Origin of the sequence: Pseudaminobacter soli (ex Li et al. 2025) (genome assembly GCF_029892515.1) — a bacterium.
In the GTDB taxonomy this organism is placed as follows: Bacteria; Pseudomonadota; Alphaproteobacteria; order Rhizobiales; family Rhizobiaceae; genus Pseudaminobacter; species Pseudaminobacter soli_A.
Window position 1 is genome coordinate 245,353 of sequence record NZ_JARXVF010000005.1, and the last position, 17,229, is coordinate 262,581.

The following is a 17,229-nucleotide window of genomic DNA, read 5'->3' on the forward strand; positions in this document are numbered from 1 at the left end:
CTCCAGAACAATCCGCATGGCAGCGAGGTCACGCCCGCGTGTTTGCGAACATGGTTTTCGACTGCTCGCTGGTCCAGGACGGCAGAGCCGCTTCGACTTCCGCATCCGTGGAATAGGCGCCACGCTCGAACCGCTCGAGGCGGAAACGGGCCGGATCGAAGAAAGGAGCCTGGCCGAGCATCAATTCGGCTGCGAGCCTGCCGAGGCCGGGGCCATGGCTGACGCCGCTCTCATTGTCGCCGCCCGCCACCACGACATTCGTCGTGCCCGGAACGTGGCCGATCAGCAAGCCGCGGTCGGGCGTATAGCAGGGGACGCCCTGCGCCCAGCTCGCCATCTTCGAGCCGCGAAGCGGCGGGAACACCTCCTGCAGCCGGGCAAGGTCGCCGTCATTCATCGCCTGCATGAGGTCGGCCTTGTGCGGCTGGCCCGGCTCGATCCAGTCATCGCCAAGTTTGTGGTACGAATGATAGTGGCCGCCCGTGCCCCACATGACCGCGCCGAAGGTTTCGCGCAGCCACAGGCCCAGCTCGCGGCATTGGACGGTCGGGATCGTCGAGGGAAGACCGCGACCGTCGGTCACGACGCGGGTCGCCAGAACCCGCAGCAAAGGCAGATGCCAGCCGAGGTCGCGCAGCAGTTCGTTGCTCCAGGCACCGGCGGCGATGACGACGCCATCGGCCTCGATCTCGCCCTTGTCCGTCCCGATCTTCACCTTGCTGCCGAGGTCCTGAATGCCGGTGACCTTGGTTCCATTGCGGAACACACCGCCCAGCTTGACGATCTCCTTCACCAGAACGCCGGTTGCCATCTTGGTGTCGAGCTGGATGCCATGCGGATTGTAGGCGCCGGAGTGAACCTGCGTCGGGTCGATCAGGCCCTGCATCTTCTCGCCGATCTGCGCGGCATTGAGGTCCTGCATTTCCGCCGGCGCGTAGGGCGAATCCAGAACAGGCCGCACGAAGGTCTCGCGACCCTTTTCGGTCAGCGCCATGATCAGGGTGCCGTTGCGGCGATAGCCTATCTCTTCACCGAGTTCGGACAGCTCCTTGTAGAAGTCGAGCCCGTATTGCTGCAGGCGCAGACCCTCCTCGCCGAGCGGAATCATGCCAGCCGACCAGTGCGACACGAAGCCCGCGCCAGCGCCGGTGGTCGCGGCCGCCGGCTCACGCGCCTCGACGATCGTCACCTGGCCCGCGCCCGACTTCAGAAGGTGAAGTGCGGTGCTGCAGCCGATGATGCCGCCGCCGATGACGACGATCCGCTTGCCGGCTTCGCCGTGCTTTGCCGTGGAATTCATTACCGTTCCTCCTGGTCGCGGCCGCCTACTCGGCTGGCCGCACATATTTTCCGAGCCACCAGAGAATGCGGGCGGCGCTGTCGAGATATTCGGGGTAGCTGCGAACGCTGTGCCCGGCCTTGGGATAAATGACGAGCGAGCTCGGCGCGCCGGACCGCACGGCAGCGAAATGGCATTCCTCGGCCTGGCCGACAGGCGTGCTCCTGTCGATCCCGCCGGCCATGACCAGTGTCGGCACCTTGGTCTTCTGCTTGTAGAAGGCAGGGCTGCGCGTGAAATAGGCGCCGCCCTCCGCCCAGGGCGATGCATCCAGCATGATCTCGTCGAACTCGGGTATCTGGGTGGTTCGGTGCTGGCTGTACCAGTTGCCGACCGGCGAGATCGGTATGGCGGCGGCAAATCTGTCGGTCTGCGACGGCAGCCAGGCCGACATGAAGCCGCCATAGCTGGTGCCGGTAACCGCAATACGCTTGGCGTCGACCCAGCCTTTGGCGATCAGTGCATCGACTCCGGCGATGATGTCGTGCGTGTCCGCACCGCCCATGTCGCCTTTTACGGCCCGGGCGAAGGCGTCACCGCGGCCGGTGCTGCCGCGCGGATTGGGGAAGAAGATCGTCCAGCCACGGCTGGCCAGGATGGGTGCGGAGCGCTTCCGCGCCATCCAGCTGTTGCGGTGCGCCGAGATCGGCCCGCCATGCACGTCGACCAGCAGCGGCGTGGGGCCGCTCGCATCTTTCGGCCGCACGACCCAGCCCTGGATCTCCATTCCATCGGGCGCCGTCCAGGCAAATGGCTCGATCGCGCCGCAGCGCGACATCGCGTCTTGGGCGGTCGGCGCGGCGAGCGAGGCTACTTCACGCAAGACGCCGGAAACCACCTCGGCCAGGAATGGTGCCCGCGCATAGGATTCGCCAACGAACAGGGCGCCGCTTTCGCCGATTGGGTAGGAGGTGGGCACCCATTCACTGTTGGTGAGCTCGCTGGAAGACCAGCTTTCCGTCGCTGAGGAACGTTCGAGATCGTAGTCGCCAGTGGCAATCTGGTGGCCGCGCTCACCGGCGAAGTGGATCACCGTGGGCGAGCGCCACTCCACCGAGCTGGCATCGATCCCGCGCGTATCGAGCGTTTCAATCGTGCCTGTTTTCGGATCGAGGATGGAAAGAAGCCCGGAAACCAGCCCGCGGTCGCTGCAGAACGCCTGAACGAAGGCGACATGCCGGCCATCCGGCGCGCCCTTGACCGAGCCGAGCTGATCGGCCGGCTGAAAGACCTTGGTCGCTGCGCCCGAAGCCGCATCGATCAGCGACAGATGCGCCTTGTACCAGGCGCCCTCGCTGTGATGGTCGCTCGCGATGGCCGCAATCAAGCCATTGCCGCACCAGCTCGCTTCCCAGACATTGAGCGGTGGCTGGGTCAGGCGCTTCGGCCCTCCCTCTCCTTCCCAGGTCCAGATGGTGCGCCAAAGATCGCTGCCTTCATCCGAGCGAACTTCCGGAAGCCAGGCGTGGCCGCCGGCACCGGATTTCTGGGTGTAGCCCCCATGGATGCCGGCGAGGTCGGCGCCCGTGCCCGCAACCACGAGCAGCAGCGTGGTGCCATCCGGCGACCAGTCGATCTGCTCGATGCGGCCGGGCACAAGTTGCACGGCGACGAGGCGTCCATCGGACCAGGTCTCGATCAGATCCACGCCGGCCTCGTCGCCTGCGCTTGCCACTGCAAGGGTCTGGCCGTCCGGCGAAAGGCGGATCTGGCGCGTCTCGCGGTCATTCAGGCGCTCAGCCGAACCGCCTTGGCGGGCAACGCGATAGAGCCGGCTCGACACTCCGTCCTCAAAGGCCCCTTCGAAGCTCTGGCCAAGGAAATGAAGGTGCGCGGCATTCTCATGGCCGCATAGCATGCGAGCGCCATAGACATGGCCGCCCGGCGCCAGCAGGGCCGAATAGAACGCATGCGTGTCGACGAAATCGGGCGACGAGCGGAAATCGCGGTCCATGAACTCCCCCTACCGGGTGACGTGAGGCTTGAGGCAGAGAGAGGAGAAAACGTCCGCGACCATCGGCGCTTGCGGCACTGCAAGGCGCATGCCGTCATCGGCCACCACAACAGGCATCATGTCCCCCTCACTCGACCGCCGCTGGCAATTTCCGAAAACAAAATACAACCAAAACGCTTTCTGTCTAGACATGTCTGTACGTTTACGTAGGGTCGTTGAGCATAAAGTTGCGCGAGCCGGCGCACGCTCGACCGGCTGTGCTTGTCGGCATGAACTCGGATCTGACGCTCAAGGAAATATCTTCTGCCAACCACCTGTCTTATAAGGAGGGTGGAACAGCTAGCAGACAACGGTGGGGGTTGATCGTGCAGTCATCGGAAGACACAATCGTGCCGTCAGGGCGATCCGACGGATCGCCCGCGCAAGGCGCTCATGACGTCAGGACGACCAAGAGCGACTGGCTCAATCTTGCCATCCAGGCGCTGATCGAAGACGGCATCGACCAGGTGAAAATCCAGGTCATGGCCAAGAAGCTGAACGTCTCGCGTTCGAGCTTCTACTGGTTCTTCGAAAGCCTGCAGGATCTGCACGACCAGCTGCTGCAGAACTGGCTGCGCAAGAACACCGACCCAGTGGTCGAGCACGCCATGCGGCCGGCGCCCAACATCAACCGTGCCATCCTGAACGTCTTCCAGTGCTGGGTCGACGGCAGGCTGTTCGACCCCAAGCTGGACATTGCTGTGCGGATCTGGGCGCGCCGCGACCCCTCGATCCGCGCCGTGATCGACGAGGCCGACCGACGGCGCGTCGAGGCGCTGACGGCCATGTATCGCCGCTACGGCTACAACGAGGAAAACGCGTTCATCCGTGCCCGCGTGCTCTATTTCATGCAGATCGGCCACTACACGCTCGACCTCGACGAGGCGCTGGACGTCCGGGTCTCGCACGTGCCGGCCTACCTGCTCGCCTTCAGCGGTCAGGAGCCGGAGCCGGAAGACATCGCCGCGTTCGACGAGTTCATCGCGCGCTTCACATCCCGCGAAGGCGAAGCGAAGGGCTGATCAGCCCTTCGCCGCCGCAGCGATATTGTTTGCTGCGGTTTCCATCCAGGTCCAGAGATAGGTCGCAAGCCCACGATCGACGTGAATGCGGAGCTTGTCGCCATGCCGGTAGACCACGGCGTTTGCCCCGGCGAAAGAAAGCGCCGCCGATGAACTGCCGGCGCTCGGGTCGAGCGTGGTCGCCCGCGCGATCAGTTCGGCTGTGGCTGCTCCTTCCGCCTCGAAGACCTGCAGCCCGGCGCTGACGACGGTCACGCCAAAACCCTCTCCATGCCAGGCCGGCTGGATGTCGAGCGGATTAGCCGACACGACCAGCATCCGGTCGCGCGCGACTTGCGCCGCATAGCGCTCGCCCTCGGCCTTGCCGAAGGCGCCGACGCCCTTGGCCGGAACGCCCGACGCCCTGCTCCAGGCGTCCAGATTTCCGCTGACGAGGTATTGGCTCAAGCCCACCATCGAGCGGATCGTAAGGCCGGGCACGACGATGGCGGCTTGCTGCCAATCGGGCACGACCGCCCATTTTTCCGCAAGATTACGCATTGAGCCGCTCTCCTGAAGGGTCGAAGGCGCAGGGGCCGATGATCGTCGCATGCCGAAGCATGCCGAGGTGCTGGAGGTCGATTGTCTCGCCATGCCGCGAGGCGCCGCGCTCGATCAGCGCGAGCGCGATCGGCCGTCCGAGCGTCGGGCTGTGGTAGCTCGAGGTGACAAAGCCCTGGCTCCTGAGCTTGCCGCCACTCTTGGCGATGGCGTGGGTGCCGGTCGGAAGCGGCGGCTCGCCCTCGGCGACGGTAAGACCGACGAACTGCAGGCGGCTGTCCTGCACGGCCACGTCCGTGAACAGCGAGCGGCGACCGACATATTCGGTCTTGCGCTTGGCGCGCGGTCCCTCGACGCCAAGATCGTGCGGCATGGTGGTGCCGTCGGTGTCCTTGCCGATGACGATGTAACCCTTTTCGGCGCGCAGGATCATCAGCGCCTCGAGGCCGATGGTCACCGCGTCGAGCGCCTTGCCGGCCTCCTGCATGCGCGCCCAGAGCGGCTCGGCCCGGTCGGCCCGGATCGACACTTCGTAGCTGCGGTCGCCGGTGAAGCTGACGCGCGCAATGCGTACGGCATCTTGGCCGAACCTGCCCTCGCCTATCGCCATGTGCGGCAGCTCGGCATCGTCAAGCGAAAGCCCAAGATCGAGCGCTTCGAGCAGCTTCTTCGAGTTCGGGCCCGATACGGTCAGCGTCGCCATTTCGGAGGTGGCGTTGTGGATATAGACCGCGCCGCGGCCGAAGCGATCCTGCCGCCATTCCTCCAGCCGCGCATGCACCGAAGCCACATGCGAGGTGGAGCAGGAGACGACGAAGCGGTTTTTGTCCAGCCGCACCAGAATGCCGTCGTCGAAGACCACGCCATTCTCCGACAGCATGAAGCCGTAGCGGCAGCGGCCGGGCTTCAGCGTCGACATGGTGTTGTAGTAGATGAAGTCGACGAATTCGGCCGCCTTCGGCCCCATCACCTCGATCTTGCCCAGTGTCGAGCCGTCGAACAGCGCCACCGACTGGCGCGCGCGCCGCGCCTCGTCCTGGATCGTCCGGTCGGCATCGGCGCCTGCTCCGCCATAATGGGCCGGCCGCAGCCAGCCGCCATATTCCTGGAACACGGCTCCATTTGCACGGTGCACGTTCTCCAGCGGCAGACGGCGCACGGGCGACATCAATTCGCCGCCGAGCGCGCCGGCAAAGCTCGCCAGCGGCACCGGCGTAAAGGGCGGGCGATAGGTCGTGGTGCCGACCTCCGGCACGGTGCGGCCGGTGATGTTCGCCATCAAAGCCAGACCGGCAAGGTTCGAGGTCTTGCCCTGATCGGTCGCCATGCCGAGCGTGGTGTAGCGCTTGAGATGCTCGACCGAGACGAAGTTTTCGCGCGCGGCGAGTTCCACGTCCTTTGCAGTCACGTCGTTCTGGTAGTCGATCCAGACGCGACCCCTGGCGCCAGGGATCGGCCATGCGGCCAGAACTCCGCCGGTCGCTTCCACGCCGGTGCTGTGAGCCGCTGCAGCCTTGGTCTCGCCGAGGGACGACGTTGCCTTCGCGGCGCTCGCAAAAACATCGGACAGCGAAACCGCGCCGCTCAGCGCACCGGCGACCGTAACTCCCTCCACCGGATCACCCGGCAGGAAGGCGGCACGCGTCTCGTCCCAGGCGAGTTTGCCGCGGGCCTGGCAGAACAGATGGACAGTCGGCGTCCAGCCGCCCGAAACCACGACGCTGTCGGCGGCAAGCGAGGTGCCGTCATCGAGCACCACGCCCTCCACGCGCATGCTGCCGCGCGCGGACGCAACCGCTCGTCCGGCAAGCAGCTTCACGCCCGCAGGTGCGGCCGGCAGGGCGCCCTCACGCATCTCGACCAGAGTGACGTCCGCGCCTGCTTTTGCCAGCGCGCCGGCGACCTCATAGGCGCTGTCATTGTTGGTGGCGACCACGATGCGGCGCCCGACCAGCACGGCGTAGCGGCGCAGATAGGCAAGTGCTGCATCCGCCGACATGATGCCCGGCAGGTCGTTGTTGGCGAAGGGCAGCGGCCGCTCGATAGCGCCGGTGGCCAGAACGATCTGGCGCGGCCTCACCCGCCACAGCGTATCCGGCCGGCCGTCGTGATGGCGCTGGTTCAGCGCGATCAGATTGTGGTCATAGATGCCGAAAGCGGTGGTCGAAGCCAGGACCAGATGCCCAGCCCCCTTGAGTTCCGCAACCGTTTCATCGATCCTGGCAGCCGCCGGCTTGCCGTCGATCTCGGCATCGCGATGCAGAAGCGATCCGCCGGGCCGCGACTGGTCGTCCACGAGGATGACGGATTTGCCCGCGCCGGCAGCAAGCTTTGCTGCGGCAAGACCGGCAGGGCCGGCGCCCACCACCAGCACGTCGCAGTGCCGACTGATCTGGTCGGCCGGTCCGGGAGACTTCCAGTCCGGATCGACCTTGCCCAATCCGGCCACAGCGCGGATGCGCGGCTCGAACAGGTGCCAATCCGGCCACATGAAGGTCTTGTAGTAGAAGGCAGCCGGGATGAAGCGCGAAAAACGGTCGATGAAGGCGTTGCGATCCGCAGCGGCATTCGGCGTAGCGTTGACGCTTTTTGCGACCAGCCCCGTGCACGCCGGCTCGGTGGTGGCGCGCGTGTTCGGCGTAGCGCGCACGCTGCCGCCGACATCGATAAGCGCGTTCGGCTCCTCCACGCCCGCGCCCCAGATGCCGCGCGGCCGGTGATATTTGAAGCTGCGGCCGACGACCGCGACGTCGCCTGCCAAAAGCGCAGAAGCGATGGTGTCGCCCTCAAAGCCTTGAACGGTGCGCCCATCGAAGCTGAAGGAGATCGGCCGGGAGCGGTCGATGGCGCTGCCGCCGGAAGAAAGACGCGAGGCGGTCATTAGGCGTGCTCCGCGCTGTCGAGCGCAATCGAGCTCTCGACCTTGTGGTTGACGGTGTCACGCTCCATCACGAAGAACTCGCCGCAATTCATGTGAACCCAGATTTCGCGCGTAGCACCCTTCGGGTTGTCGCGCATGTAGAGGTAGCTGGCCCAGCGATCGGCCGTCACATCGGCGCCGTCAGGCCGAAGGTTGCCGGCTTCGCCGCCATAGTGAAACTCGGTCTCGTCGCGCGGACCGCAGAAGGGGCAGGTAAAGAGCTGCATGATTTAGGGTCCTAGTGCGCGATGCCGGAGCCGGCCGCCTCGTCCAGCAGCCGCCCGGAGGCGAAACGGTCGAGGTCGAAGGGACGGCTGATGTCGTGGTGCTTGCCGGTCGCCAAGAGATGCGCCAGCAGCGTGCCACCCGCCGGAATGGCCTTGAAGCCACCGGTGCCCCAGCCGCAATTGATGAACAGGTTGGGCAGCGGCGACTCGCCGATGATTGGGGAGGAATCCGGCACCACGTCCACGATGCCCGCCCACTGCCGCATCAGCTTGAGTTGGGCAAAGCTGGGGAACATTTCCAGCAGGCCCGCGATCACGCCTTCCAGCACAGGCAGGTTGCCGCGCTGGCCGTAGGAGGGAACGCGGTCGAGCGCGCCGCCGATGACGATCTCGCCCTTGTCCGACTGGCTGACATAGACGCCGGTGCCCGGCGAAAGCACGACCGTGTCGAGGATCGGCTTGACCGGCTCGGACACGCAGGCCTGCAAGGCATAGGAATTGACTGGCAGCCGGAAGCCGGCCTTGGCGGCCAGCACCGAGGAATGGCCGGCCACCGCCATGCCGATGCGGTCGGCGCGGATCGTTCCACGCGTGGTGTGCACGCCGCGGCAACGCCCGCCCTCGATGATGAAATCGGTGATCTCGCAGTTCTGGATGATGTCGACGCCCAGGCGGCTTGCGCCGCGCGCATAGCCCCAGGCCACGGCGTCATGACGCGCGGTGCCGGCCCTGCCCTGCCAGCCGCCGCCGAGGATAGGGAAGCGCGCATCGGGCGAGAAATTCAGCATCGGGGCCACGCGCCGCACATCGTCCACGGAGAACACTTCCGCGTCGATGCCGCTGACCTGCATGGCGTTCACCGTCCGCGCGGTGATCTCCATCTCGTTGATGCTGTGCGCCAGAAACACCATGCCGCGCTGCGAAAGCATGACGTTGTAGTTCAGGTCCTTGGAGAGCCCCTCATATAGCCGGTGGGCGAGATCGTAGATCGCGACGCTCTCGGGGTAATAGTAGTTGGAGCGCACCACTGTGGTGTTGCGGCCGGTGTTGCCGCCGCCGATCCAGCCCTTTTCGAGCAAGGCCACATTGGTGATGCCGTGGTTCTTGGCCAGGTAATAGGCGGTCGCCAGGCCGTGGCCGCCGCCGCCGATGACGATCGCGTCATAGCTCTTTTTCGGCTCGGGCGAGCGCCAGGCGGGCTCCCAGCCCTTCTGGCCGGCGAGACCTTCCTTGAACAAGGAAAGCGCGGAATAGCGGCGGGTCATCGATATGCGTTCCTGGAAACTGTCTGGCGGGCGATCAGCATGATGCGGGCATCGGCATGCACCATGGCCGCTCAAGCCGGGGCGCGGCTTTCGATATCACGACCTGTTGCAACGGAATCCTCCACTTCCCGCCCGGACGACGTGGCCGGTCCCATGCTCAACGATGGGGCCACGTCGCAAGGCTATCCCTCTTCCCGATGCGCCGGAGACTAGCGATTGTAGACATGAATGTCTAGACGAGCGTGGGCACGCTTGTAGAGGGGCTGGAGATCGAGTTACCGCAGCAGCCGTGCGGTCTCTGCAATGTGACAGCAAGTTACTGGCAACGCCCATCCGCCGAGCGCAGACTGACTACCATTGATTTTGCCGGCAGCGCCGCACCGCTGGCATCGCCTGCGGCCCCGACTGCAAGCCCACTGCCAAGAATTGGCCATGGGCCGCCTGTGGGAGTTCCGCATCGCGGCCGTGCGTCCACCGACCGGGCATGGATGCGACGGGACCCAAGGCTGCTTGCGGCAGGATTAGGCGAGCGCCCGCCGAAATGGTGGTTGGAAGTACCGGTCTTTGTGTCGGCGCAAATGCGGCGCCGAGATGAGCCGGCGCTCATTGGCTGACATGAGCGACGTGGCGAGCCTTCTGGTTCGCCACGGTTGCTGTCAGTGCAGAACGAGCAGATCGTCCGAGGAGAAGCTGATTTCGGTGCGCTCGCCAACAACCGGCGGCGGGCTTGCCGGCGAGTTGAACGTGTCGAGCGAGACGGCGTTCTTGCCGAGGCCGACGCGAACGCGGATGACCGAGCCCAGGAAGCTGACATCGGAGATGTGGCCACCGAGATTGGCGTCGCGCCCGTCCTGCTTGCCCAGCACGATGGCTTCGGGGCGCAGCGCCAGCGACAGGACGTCGCCTGCCTTTGCCCCGTTGAGCTGGCCCTTCTTCAGCGAGATATCGCGGTCGTTGATCCTGACCGTGGCAGTTGCCGGGTCCACCACCGTGCCGTCGAGCACGTTCAGTGTGCCGACGAAATTGGCAACGAACTTGGTCGACGGGCGGTTGTAGATCTCGAAGGGCGTGCCGACCTGCTCGGCCTTGCCGTCATACATCACCACGATGCGATCGGACATCGACAGCGCCTCTTCCTGGTCGTGCGTGACGAAGATGGTGGTGATGTCGAGCTTCTTCTGGATGGCGCGGATTTCCTCGCGCAGCGAGATGCGCACCTTGGCGTCGAGCGCCGAGAGCGGCTCGTCAAGCAGCAGGATCTTGGGCTTGGGTGCCAGCGCGCGGGCGAGCGCCACGCGCTGCTGCTGGCCGCCGGACAACTGGTAGGGATAGCGATCGCCGAACCCGTCCAGCTTGATGATACCGAGCATCTCCTTCACACGGTCGGCGATTTCGGCCTTCGACGCGCCGGCCACCTTGAGGCCGAAGCCGATGTTCTGCGACACGGTGAGGTTCGGAAACAGCGCATAGGCCTGGAACACCATGCCGATGTTGCGCTGGTTGGGCTTGAGGTTGGTGACATCCTTGCCGCCGATCATGATGCGGCCGGCCGTTGGCTCCTCGAAGCCGGCCACCATGCGCAGCATCGTCGTCTTGCCGCAACCCGAGGGCCCGAGGAAGGAGACGAATTCGCCCCGCGCCACCTCAAGATTGAAGTCCTTCACGACGGTCGTCTGACCGAAAGCCTTACGGACACCCTGGATGCTGAGAAATGTTTCGGACATCTTCGTCTTTCAGATCAATTTGGGTTGTTCGCCGACTTCGGCGCAAACCGTGCGAGAACCTGGATCACCGACATGCAGCCCCAGGTGATTGCAAAGGAAATGACCGCAAGCGCCGCCGGCTCGTAGGCGCGATTGGCGCCGATATTCTGCAGATACGGACCGAAGGCCGGGCGGTTAAGCAGGCTGGCCATGGTGAATTCGCCGATGACGATCGCAAAGGTCAGGAACGCGCCCGACAGCACCGCGATCAGCACATTGGGCAGGATGATGCGTGCGATGATCGTCGTCCAGCCAGCGCCGTGCACTTGCGCGGCTTCGGTCAGCGTGCGCACGTCGATGGTGCGCAAGCCCGTGTCGACCGCGCGGTACATATAGGGCAGCGCCAGCGTGGCATAGCCTACCATCAGCAGGAAGTCGGTTCCCCGCGTGGTCGCCAGGAACGGCAGGGGCGAGTTCGAGCCGTACATGCGGATATAGCCGAATACGATGACGATGGCCGGAATGATCAGCGGCAACAGCGTGATGAACTCAACGACCGGGCGGATCTGCGGCATGCGCAGCCTGATCCAGTAGGCGGTCGGTACGACCAGCACCACGCCGATCACGATCGTGAGGCAGGCGATGATCGTGGAATAGGCGAAGGTCTCCTGGAAGCGCGCGTCGCCGAACACGACGCGATACGCATCGAAGGAATATTCGCCGCGACGCATGCGCAGCGAAAACTCAAACGTCGCAGACAGCGGGATCAGGAAATAGGCGGCGCCCAGCGCGAAGACGAGCCACGCCCAGAAACGGCTAGGCTTCATTTGAGCCACCTCTCGCTGCGGACGCGGAACCAGATGTAGAAGACGTTGGCGAGGCCGGTCACGACGATCATTCCGAAAGCCAGCGCATAGCCCAGATGCGGATTGTGCAGCACGTCGCCGCGGATCTGCGCATAAAGCAGGATCGGCACGATGTTCAGCGACGAACCCGTCAGCGCATAGGCCGTAGCGATCGCGCCGAAGGAATTGGCGAACAGCAGGATGACGGTACCGAGGAAGCTCGGCCAGAGCACCGGAATGACAACCATCCGCCAGAACTGCATCTGCGTGGCCCCCAGCGTGGCGGCGGCTTCGCCCCATTCCCGCTTCAAGCCATCGATGGCCGGCGTGATGATGACCACCATCAGCGGAATCTGGAAAAACAGATAGGTCAGCGTCAGTCCCGTGAAGGAGAGGATGTTGAAGCCGAGCCCGTAGATATTGATGTCGAACCAGGTCCTGAGCAGCACGGTGACAAGACCGAGCCGGCCAAGCGTGGCGAGGAAGGCGAAGGCCAAAGGTACGCCGGCAAAATTCGAGGCAACGCCCGAGAACGTCATCGTGGCCGAACGGACCCAGCCAGGCAGTCCGCCGCGAACGATGGCTATGGCAATGGCGAGGCCGGCAAGTGCGCCGAGCACGGCCGATGCGAGGCTTACGCGAATGGAAATCCAATAGGCCGCCAGAATGGACGGCTGGAACAGCGACGCGATATTCGCAAGCGTGAATTCACCCTGATCGTTCTGAAACGCGCCCACGACCAGATAGAAGGTCGGGAAGATCAGGAACATCAATGCGAAGATGAAGAAGGGGGCAACGCCCAGCCACTGTAAAGGCAGCTTCAAGCCACCCGCCCGCGCCGGCGGAACGGATTGCCGGGCAGCGGCCGGATCGGAAAGGGTCGCGTCTGTCATGGGCGCTCTATCAGGAAAGGTCCGGGCGGCCTGAGGGGCCGCCCGGAGATGCGATTTTTACTTAACGCTAGCGCCGACAACGGCGTCCCACTGCTTGGTGATCAGTTCCTTGGAGGCAGCCTGCTGCTCAAGCGTCGGGAAAGCAGCTTCCTGATAGGCCTCTGCCGGCGGCATCTTGTCGAGCATTTCCTGCGGGATCTTGCCGTTCTTGGCAAGGTCGTTGAAGCGGATCGGGTGGCAGTAGCCCTTCAGCCAGCCAATCTGACCCTCGTCGGAGTAGAGGTGCTCCATCCACAGCTTGGCAGCGTTCGGATGCGGTGCGTAGGCGCTGATCGCCTGCACGTAGACGCCGGCGACAACGCCGGTGGCCGGGATGACGATCTCGGTCGGCGGATTGCCGTTCAGCGTGTCGCGGCCCGCCAGGTTGTTGTAATCCCAGTTGATGAGGATCGGCGTCTGGCCCTGTGCCAGCGTGGCCGGCTTGCCGATCACCGGAACGAAGTTGCCGGCAGCGTTGAGCTTCTTGAAGAAGTCGAGACCGGCGTTGCCGGCAGCCTCGCCGGCTGCGGCGCCGGTCGAAAGGCCTGCGGCGTGGACCGACTGGATCGCCTGGTTGGACGCGCGCGGATCGCCGGCAAGCGCCACCGAATTGGCAAACTCCGGCTTCAACAGGTCTGCCCAGTCCTTCGGGCTGTCCTTGACCAGGTCCTTGTTCACCATGAAGGACAGCACGCCGTAGTAGTCGCCGTACCAGTAGCCTTCGGCATCCTTGGCGCTGTCCGGGATCGAATCCCAGGTCGACACCTTGTAAGGCATCAGCAGGCCTTCGCCCTTGGCCGACGGGCCGAAGGAGAGGCCGACGTCGATCACGTCGGGAGCCTGGGCGCCCTTATTGTCCTTGTTGGCGCGGATCGCCTCGACCTCGTCGCCCGAGCCGGCATCCGGGTTGAGCTCGTTAACGGTGATCTCCGGATACTTGGCCTTGAAGCTGGCAATCACTTCGCCGTAGCCGCACCAGTCATGCGGCAAAGCGATCGTGGTAAGCTGGCCCTCTGCCTTCGCAGCCTTGACCAGGTCGTCCATCGACTGCGCCGAGCCGATAGCCGTGGTCACCATAAGCGCCGCGCCGGTGAGGGAAAGGATCTTCCCCGTGAACTTGAACATGTCTCTCTCCGTTTGACTGACGCCCTGAGACGCCTGCGATGCGGTTATCTCTATTTGATGACAGTGATGTGAAAACCTGCCCCTCGGAGTCCCCCCGAGCAGCAAAATCTAACTACTTTTCCGCAGGACTGGCAATCGTTCCGATTATTTTCCGGCTAATGATTTTTTCGACTGCCAGCCCGCATACTCTCCCCTCCTTTATTTAGACAATACTTAAAGAGCTCCCGCGATGGCATTGTCGAGCAGAGACGACGCTGCCTTCTTGGTGAGCTTCACCGGATTGCCGCCTGCGGTCGGATCGACCACCGCCATGTCGGCAATCAGCGTCTTGCGCTTCTTGTCCATGTCGAGCCCCTTGATGAGCTCCGGCAGGGTGTGCGGCACCTTCAGTTCCTTACGCAGCTTGAGCACCGACTTGGCAAATCCGTCGAAGCCGCCCTTGATGCCGAGATAGCCGGTGAGCCGTACGATGCGGTCCTCGATCGCGTCGCGGTTGAAGGCCAGCACGTAAGGCATGAACACGGCATTGGTCATGCCGTGATGGGTGTCATAGAGCGCGCCGATCGGATGCGACAAGGAATGGATCGCGCCGAGTCCTTTCTGGAAGGCTGTGGCGCCCATGGCGGCCGCGCTCATCATGTGGGCACGTGCGGTCAGGTCCTTGCCGTTGGCATAGGCCCTGGGCAGGTTCTCGAGCACCAGCCGCATGCCCTCCACCGCAATGCCGTCGGCCATCGGGTGGTAGCCGGGCGCGCAATAGGCTTCCAGGCAGTGGGCAAACGCGTCCATGCCGGTGCCGGCAGTGATGAAGGGCGGCATGCCGGTGGTCAGTTCCGGATCGGCAATCACGATGGCCGGCAGCATCTTCGGATGGAAGATGACTTTCTTGGTGTGCGACTCTTCATGCGTGACAACGCCGGCGCGGCCGACTTCGGAGCCGGTGCCCGCCGTCGTCGGCACGGCGATGATCGGGGCGATGGCCTCCGCATCGGCGCGAGTCCACCAGTCGCCAACGTCCTCGAAATCCCAGACCGGACGGGTCTGGCCGGCCTGAAAGGCGATCAGCTTGCCAAGGTCGAGCGCCGAGCCGCCACCGAAGGCGATGACGCCGTCATGCTTGCCTGCCTTGAAGGCAGCGATGCCAGCGGTGAGGTTCGATTCCACCGGGTTGGGCTTCACGTCGGAGAAGACGCCGTAGGGAATCTTGGCATCGTCGAGGATCTTCAGCGTCGAAGCGACGACCGGCAGCTTGGCCAGCCCCGGATCGGTGACGAAGAGCGGCTTCTTGATACCGGTCGCGGCCAGCGCGTTAGGCAGTTCGGAGATGCGCCCCGCCCCGAAGCGGACGGTGGTCGGATAGTTCCATTTGGAAACGAGTTTGGACACTTCTTTTCTCACTAGCTGATGAAGGTATTTCGCACACGCCGAGAATTGCGCATGTAGGGGATGTCGATGCCGTAGAGTCCGACGCCGCGCCAAAGGCCGCTCAATATTTCGTCCAAGAGGGACGTCGCCCTGAAAAGGAACGTTGCTGCTAGCAAGTGCAATACAACGAAGACAATATTGAAGAGCGCCCAGACCACATAAAGCCGCGGGAAATTACGCTTCTTCATGAACATTAGGATCAACAAGCCGACAGGCAGCGCGATCGAAGTAACTGCGTAAGCCAGCAGCCCTGCGTTCAAGAGATTGGCATGCAATTTCGGTAGCGGCTCTTTCACCATTAGCAGGCTGAGATGGCCAAGCCCGAAAAGTGGTGCGGCCATCAGCCCGATCGTGGGTAGGATCAGCCAACCGCCAAGTCCCACCGGTTCGCTGACTGGCGAAGATGCGGTCGCGGTTGACTGACCTGGCATACGAGTAATCCCTAGATCTGTTCGCGCAGATGATACGACTTCGGCCGCGTCAGGTTCTCGTAGCCGATGGCCGAAAGGGAAGCGCCCTTGCCGGTATCCTTCACGCCGGTCCACACCAGTGCGGGATCGAGATAGTCGCAGCGGTTCATGAACACGGTGCCGGTCTCAACGCGGTCGCCCAGCGAGACGGCGTGCTCGACGTCGCTCGTCCAGACCGAGGCGGTGAGGCCGTATGGACTGTCATTCATCAGAGCGATGGCTTCCTCGTCGTTACGCACCTTCATGATGCCGACGATGGGCCCAAAGCTTTCCTCGCGCATGACGCTCATCTGATGATCGACATTGGTCAGCACCTCGGGCGCGAGATAGGGCGAGCCGGCGGCGTCCTGGTCGACCTTCATGTTGATGTGGGCGTTCGCGCCCTTGCGCAGGGCCTCGGCCTTCTGCTCGCGAATGAAGTCCGCAAAGCGCGCCTGCGCCATCGGCCCCATGGTGGTCGACCGGTCGAGCGGGTTGCCGACGACATAGTCCTTGGTCAGCGAGACAAAGCCTTCGACGAATTCGTCATAGACCTTCTCATGCACATAGACGCGCTCTATGCCGCAGCAGCACTGGCCCGAATTGTAGAAGGCACCGTCGACCAGATTGGCGATGGCGTGGTCGAGCTTCGCATCCGGCAGCACATAGGCCGGATCCTTGCCGCCGAGTTCGAGGCCCATGGTCATGAAGGTGCCGGCTGCCGCCCGCTCGATCGCCTTGCCGCCAGCCACCGAGCCGGTGAAGTTGACGTGGTCGATCTTGCCGGAGCCGAGCAGCGCCTCGGTCTGGGCATGGTTGAGCACGACGTTCTGGAACACGCCCTTGGGCAGGCCGATCTTGTCGAAGGCCTGCTGGAAGCGGTCGCCCACGACAAGCGTCTGCGCCGCGTGCTTGAGGATGACGGCGGAGCCCGCCATCAGCGCCGGCACGATGGTGTTGACCGCTGTGAGATAGGGATAGTTCCACGGCGCGATCACCATGACCACGCCCAGCGGATCGCGCTTCACATAGCGGCGGAAGCCGTCCTTGGGGTTCGAGGCCATGACCGGCTTCAATGCCTGCTCGGCGATCTCGACCATGTAGTTGGTGCGTTCCTTGACGCCGCCGAACTCGCCGCCATAGCGCACCGGCCGGCCCATCTGCCAGGCGATCTCCGGCACGATCTCGTCGGTCATCGCCACCAAGGCTTCGAGGAAGGCGAGCATGTACTTGCCGCGCTCGGCAATGGAGGTCTGCGCCCAGCCGACCTGAGCTGCACGTGCGCGCTCGACCACGGCGTTGAGCGCCTGGTCGGTGGCAACCGGACGCTCGGCATAGATCGAGCCGTCGATGGGGGATTTGAGCTTGACCGTCTCGGTCATGGTTTCAGTCCTTCTTCATGCGAAATGCAGGTGGTCCTGGGCGCCGCCGCTCGCGGCGCCGT

Annotated in this window: 14 protein-coding genes; 1 reads left to right on the plus strand and 13 read right to left on the minus strand. The window is 64.0% G+C overall.

Features of this window, described 5'->3' with window-relative positions:
* Nucleotides 1-28 precede the first annotated feature (28 nt).
* Complete coding sequence (locus tag M2281_RS20730) at nt 29-1,300, minus strand: NAD(P)/FAD-dependent oxidoreductase (RefSeq protein ID WP_280823079.1); 1,272 nt, start codon at nt 1,298-1,300, stop codon at nt 29-31.
* A gap of 25 nt (nt 1,301-1,325) precedes the next feature.
* Nucleotides 1,326-3,293 carry a prolyl oligopeptidase family serine peptidase gene (locus M2281_RS20735; RefSeq protein WP_280823080.1) on the minus strand — a complete coding sequence of 656 codons (1,968 nt, stop codon included), beginning with the start codon at nt 3,291-3,293 and terminating at the stop codon, nt 1,326-1,328.
* 365 nt (nt 3,294-3,658) lie between these two features.
* On the opposite strand from M2281_RS20735, the gene M2281_RS20740 reads away from it, so the two are divergent.
* On the plus strand, nt 3,659-4,354 hold the full coding sequence (locus M2281_RS20740; RefSeq protein WP_280823081.1) for a TetR/AcrR family transcriptional regulator: 696 nt from the start codon (nt 3,659-3,661) through the stop codon (nt 4,352-4,354).
* Here M2281_RS20740 and M2281_RS20745 read toward each other — a convergent pair whose 3' ends face one another.
* The 11 genes from M2281_RS20745 to M2281_RS20795 all read right to left on the minus strand — a co-directional run bounded on the left by M2281_RS20745 (nt 4,355) and on the right by M2281_RS20795 (nt 17,167).
* On the minus strand, nt 4,355-4,894 hold the full coding sequence (locus M2281_RS20745; RefSeq protein ID WP_280823082.1) for a sarcosine oxidase subunit gamma family protein: 540 nt from the start codon (nt 4,892-4,894) through the stop codon (nt 4,355-4,357). It lies immediately after the preceding gene.
* Complete coding sequence (locus M2281_RS20750; RefSeq protein ID WP_280823083.1) at nt 4,887-7,775, minus strand: sarcosine oxidase subunit alpha family protein; 2,889 nt, start codon at nt 7,773-7,775, stop codon at nt 4,887-4,889. Before M2281_RS20750 ends, M2281_RS20745 begins: the two co-directional genes overlap by 8 nt.
* Complete coding sequence (locus M2281_RS20755) at nt 7,775-8,041, minus strand: sarcosine oxidase subunit delta (protein WP_280823084.1); 267 nt, start codon at nt 8,039-8,041, stop codon at nt 7,775-7,777. The genes M2281_RS20750 and M2281_RS20755 overlap by 1 nt, the downstream gene beginning before the upstream one ends.
* An 11-nt stretch (nt 8,042-8,052) precedes the next feature.
* Nucleotides 8,053-9,306, minus strand: coding sequence for a sarcosine oxidase subunit beta family protein (locus M2281_RS20760; RefSeq protein WP_280823085.1), 1,254 nt, complete (start codon nt 9,304-9,306; stop codon nt 8,053-8,055).
* 656 nt (nt 9,307-9,962) lie between these two features.
* Nucleotides 9,963-11,030 carry an ABC transporter ATP-binding protein gene (locus M2281_RS20765; protein WP_280823086.1) on the minus strand — a complete coding sequence of 356 codons (1,068 nt, stop codon included), beginning with the start codon at nt 11,028-11,030 and terminating at the stop codon, nt 9,963-9,965.
* A gap of 14 nt (nt 11,031-11,044) precedes the next feature.
* Entirely contained in the window at nt 11,045-11,836 is a 792-nt protein-coding gene (locus M2281_RS20770; RefSeq protein WP_280823087.1) for an ABC transporter permease, read from the minus strand.
* Entirely contained in the window at nt 11,833-12,747 is a 915-nt protein-coding gene (locus tag M2281_RS20775; RefSeq protein WP_425537769.1) for an ABC transporter permease, read from the minus strand. The genes M2281_RS20770 and M2281_RS20775 overlap by 4 nt, the downstream gene beginning before the upstream one ends.
* A 57-nt stretch (nt 12,748-12,804) precedes the next feature.
* Entirely contained in the window at nt 12,805-13,911 is a 1,107-nt protein-coding gene (locus M2281_RS20780) for an ABC transporter substrate-binding protein (RefSeq protein WP_280823088.1), read from the minus strand.
* Nucleotides 13,912-14,124: 213 nt separating this feature from the next.
* Nucleotides 14,125-15,297 carry an iron-containing alcohol dehydrogenase gene (locus M2281_RS20785; RefSeq protein ID WP_280823089.1) on the minus strand — a complete coding sequence of 391 codons (1,173 nt, stop codon included), beginning with the start codon at nt 15,295-15,297 and terminating at the stop codon, nt 14,125-14,127.
* Nucleotides 15,298-15,308: 11 nt separating this feature from the next.
* Complete coding sequence (locus M2281_RS20790; RefSeq protein WP_280823090.1) at nt 15,309-15,767, minus strand: DUF2569 family protein; 459 nt, start codon at nt 15,765-15,767, stop codon at nt 15,309-15,311.
* Nucleotides 15,768-15,778: 11 nt separating this feature from the next.
* Nucleotides 15,779-17,167, minus strand: a complete 1,389-nt coding sequence (locus M2281_RS20795; protein ID WP_280823091.1) for an aldehyde dehydrogenase family protein — start codon at nt 17,165-17,167, stop codon at nt 15,779-15,781.
* Between the last annotated feature and the right edge of the window lie 62 nt (nt 17,168-17,229).

What these genes read in the sequence shown, in the direction of transcription:
- M2281_RS20730 (WP_280823079.1), bottom strand. Translation starts at nt 1,300, where the DNA reads ATGAATTCCACGGCAAAGCACGGCGAAGCCGGCAAGCGGATCGTCGTC.
- M2281_RS20735 (WP_280823080.1), bottom strand. Translation starts at nt 3,293, where the DNA reads ATGGACCGCGATTTCCGCTCGTCGCCCGATTTCGTCGACACGCATGCG.
- M2281_RS20745 (WP_280823082.1), bottom strand. Translation starts at nt 4,894, where the DNA reads ATGCGTAATCTTGCGGAAAAATGGGCGGTCGTGCCCGATTGGCAGCAA.
- M2281_RS20750 (WP_280823083.1), bottom strand. Translation starts at nt 7,775, where the DNA reads ATGACCGCCTCGCGTCTTTCTTCCGGCGGCAGCGCCATCGACCGCTCC.
- M2281_RS20755 (WP_280823084.1), bottom strand. Translation starts at nt 8,041, where the DNA reads ATGCAGCTCTTTACCTGCCCCTTCTGCGGTCCGCGCGACGAGACCGAG.
- M2281_RS20760 (WP_280823085.1), bottom strand. Translation starts at nt 9,306, where the DNA reads ATGACCCGCCGCTATTCCGCGCTTTCCTTGTTCAAGGAAGGTCTCGCC.
- M2281_RS20765 (WP_280823086.1), bottom strand. Translation starts at nt 11,030, where the DNA reads ATGTCCGAAACATTTCTCAGCATCCAGGGTGTCCGTAAGGCTTTCGGT.
- M2281_RS20770 (WP_280823087.1), bottom strand. Translation starts at nt 11,836, where the DNA reads ATGAAGCCTAGCCGTTTCTGGGCGTGGCTCGTCTTCGCGCTGGGCGCC.
- M2281_RS20775 (WP_425537769.1), bottom strand. Translation starts at nt 12,747, where the DNA reads ATGACAGACGCGACCCTTTCCGATCCGGCCGCTGCCCGGCAATCCGTT.
- M2281_RS20780 (WP_280823088.1), bottom strand. Translation starts at nt 13,911, where the DNA reads ATGTTCAAGTTCACGGGGAAGATCCTTTCCCTCACCGGCGCGGCGCTT.
- M2281_RS20790 (WP_280823090.1), bottom strand. Translation starts at nt 15,767, where the DNA reads ATGCCAGGTCAGTCAACCGCGACCGCATCTTCGCCAGTCAGCGAACCG.
- M2281_RS20795 (WP_280823091.1), bottom strand. Translation starts at nt 17,167, where the DNA reads ATGACCGAGACGGTCAAGCTCAAATCCCCCATCGACGGCTCGATCTAT.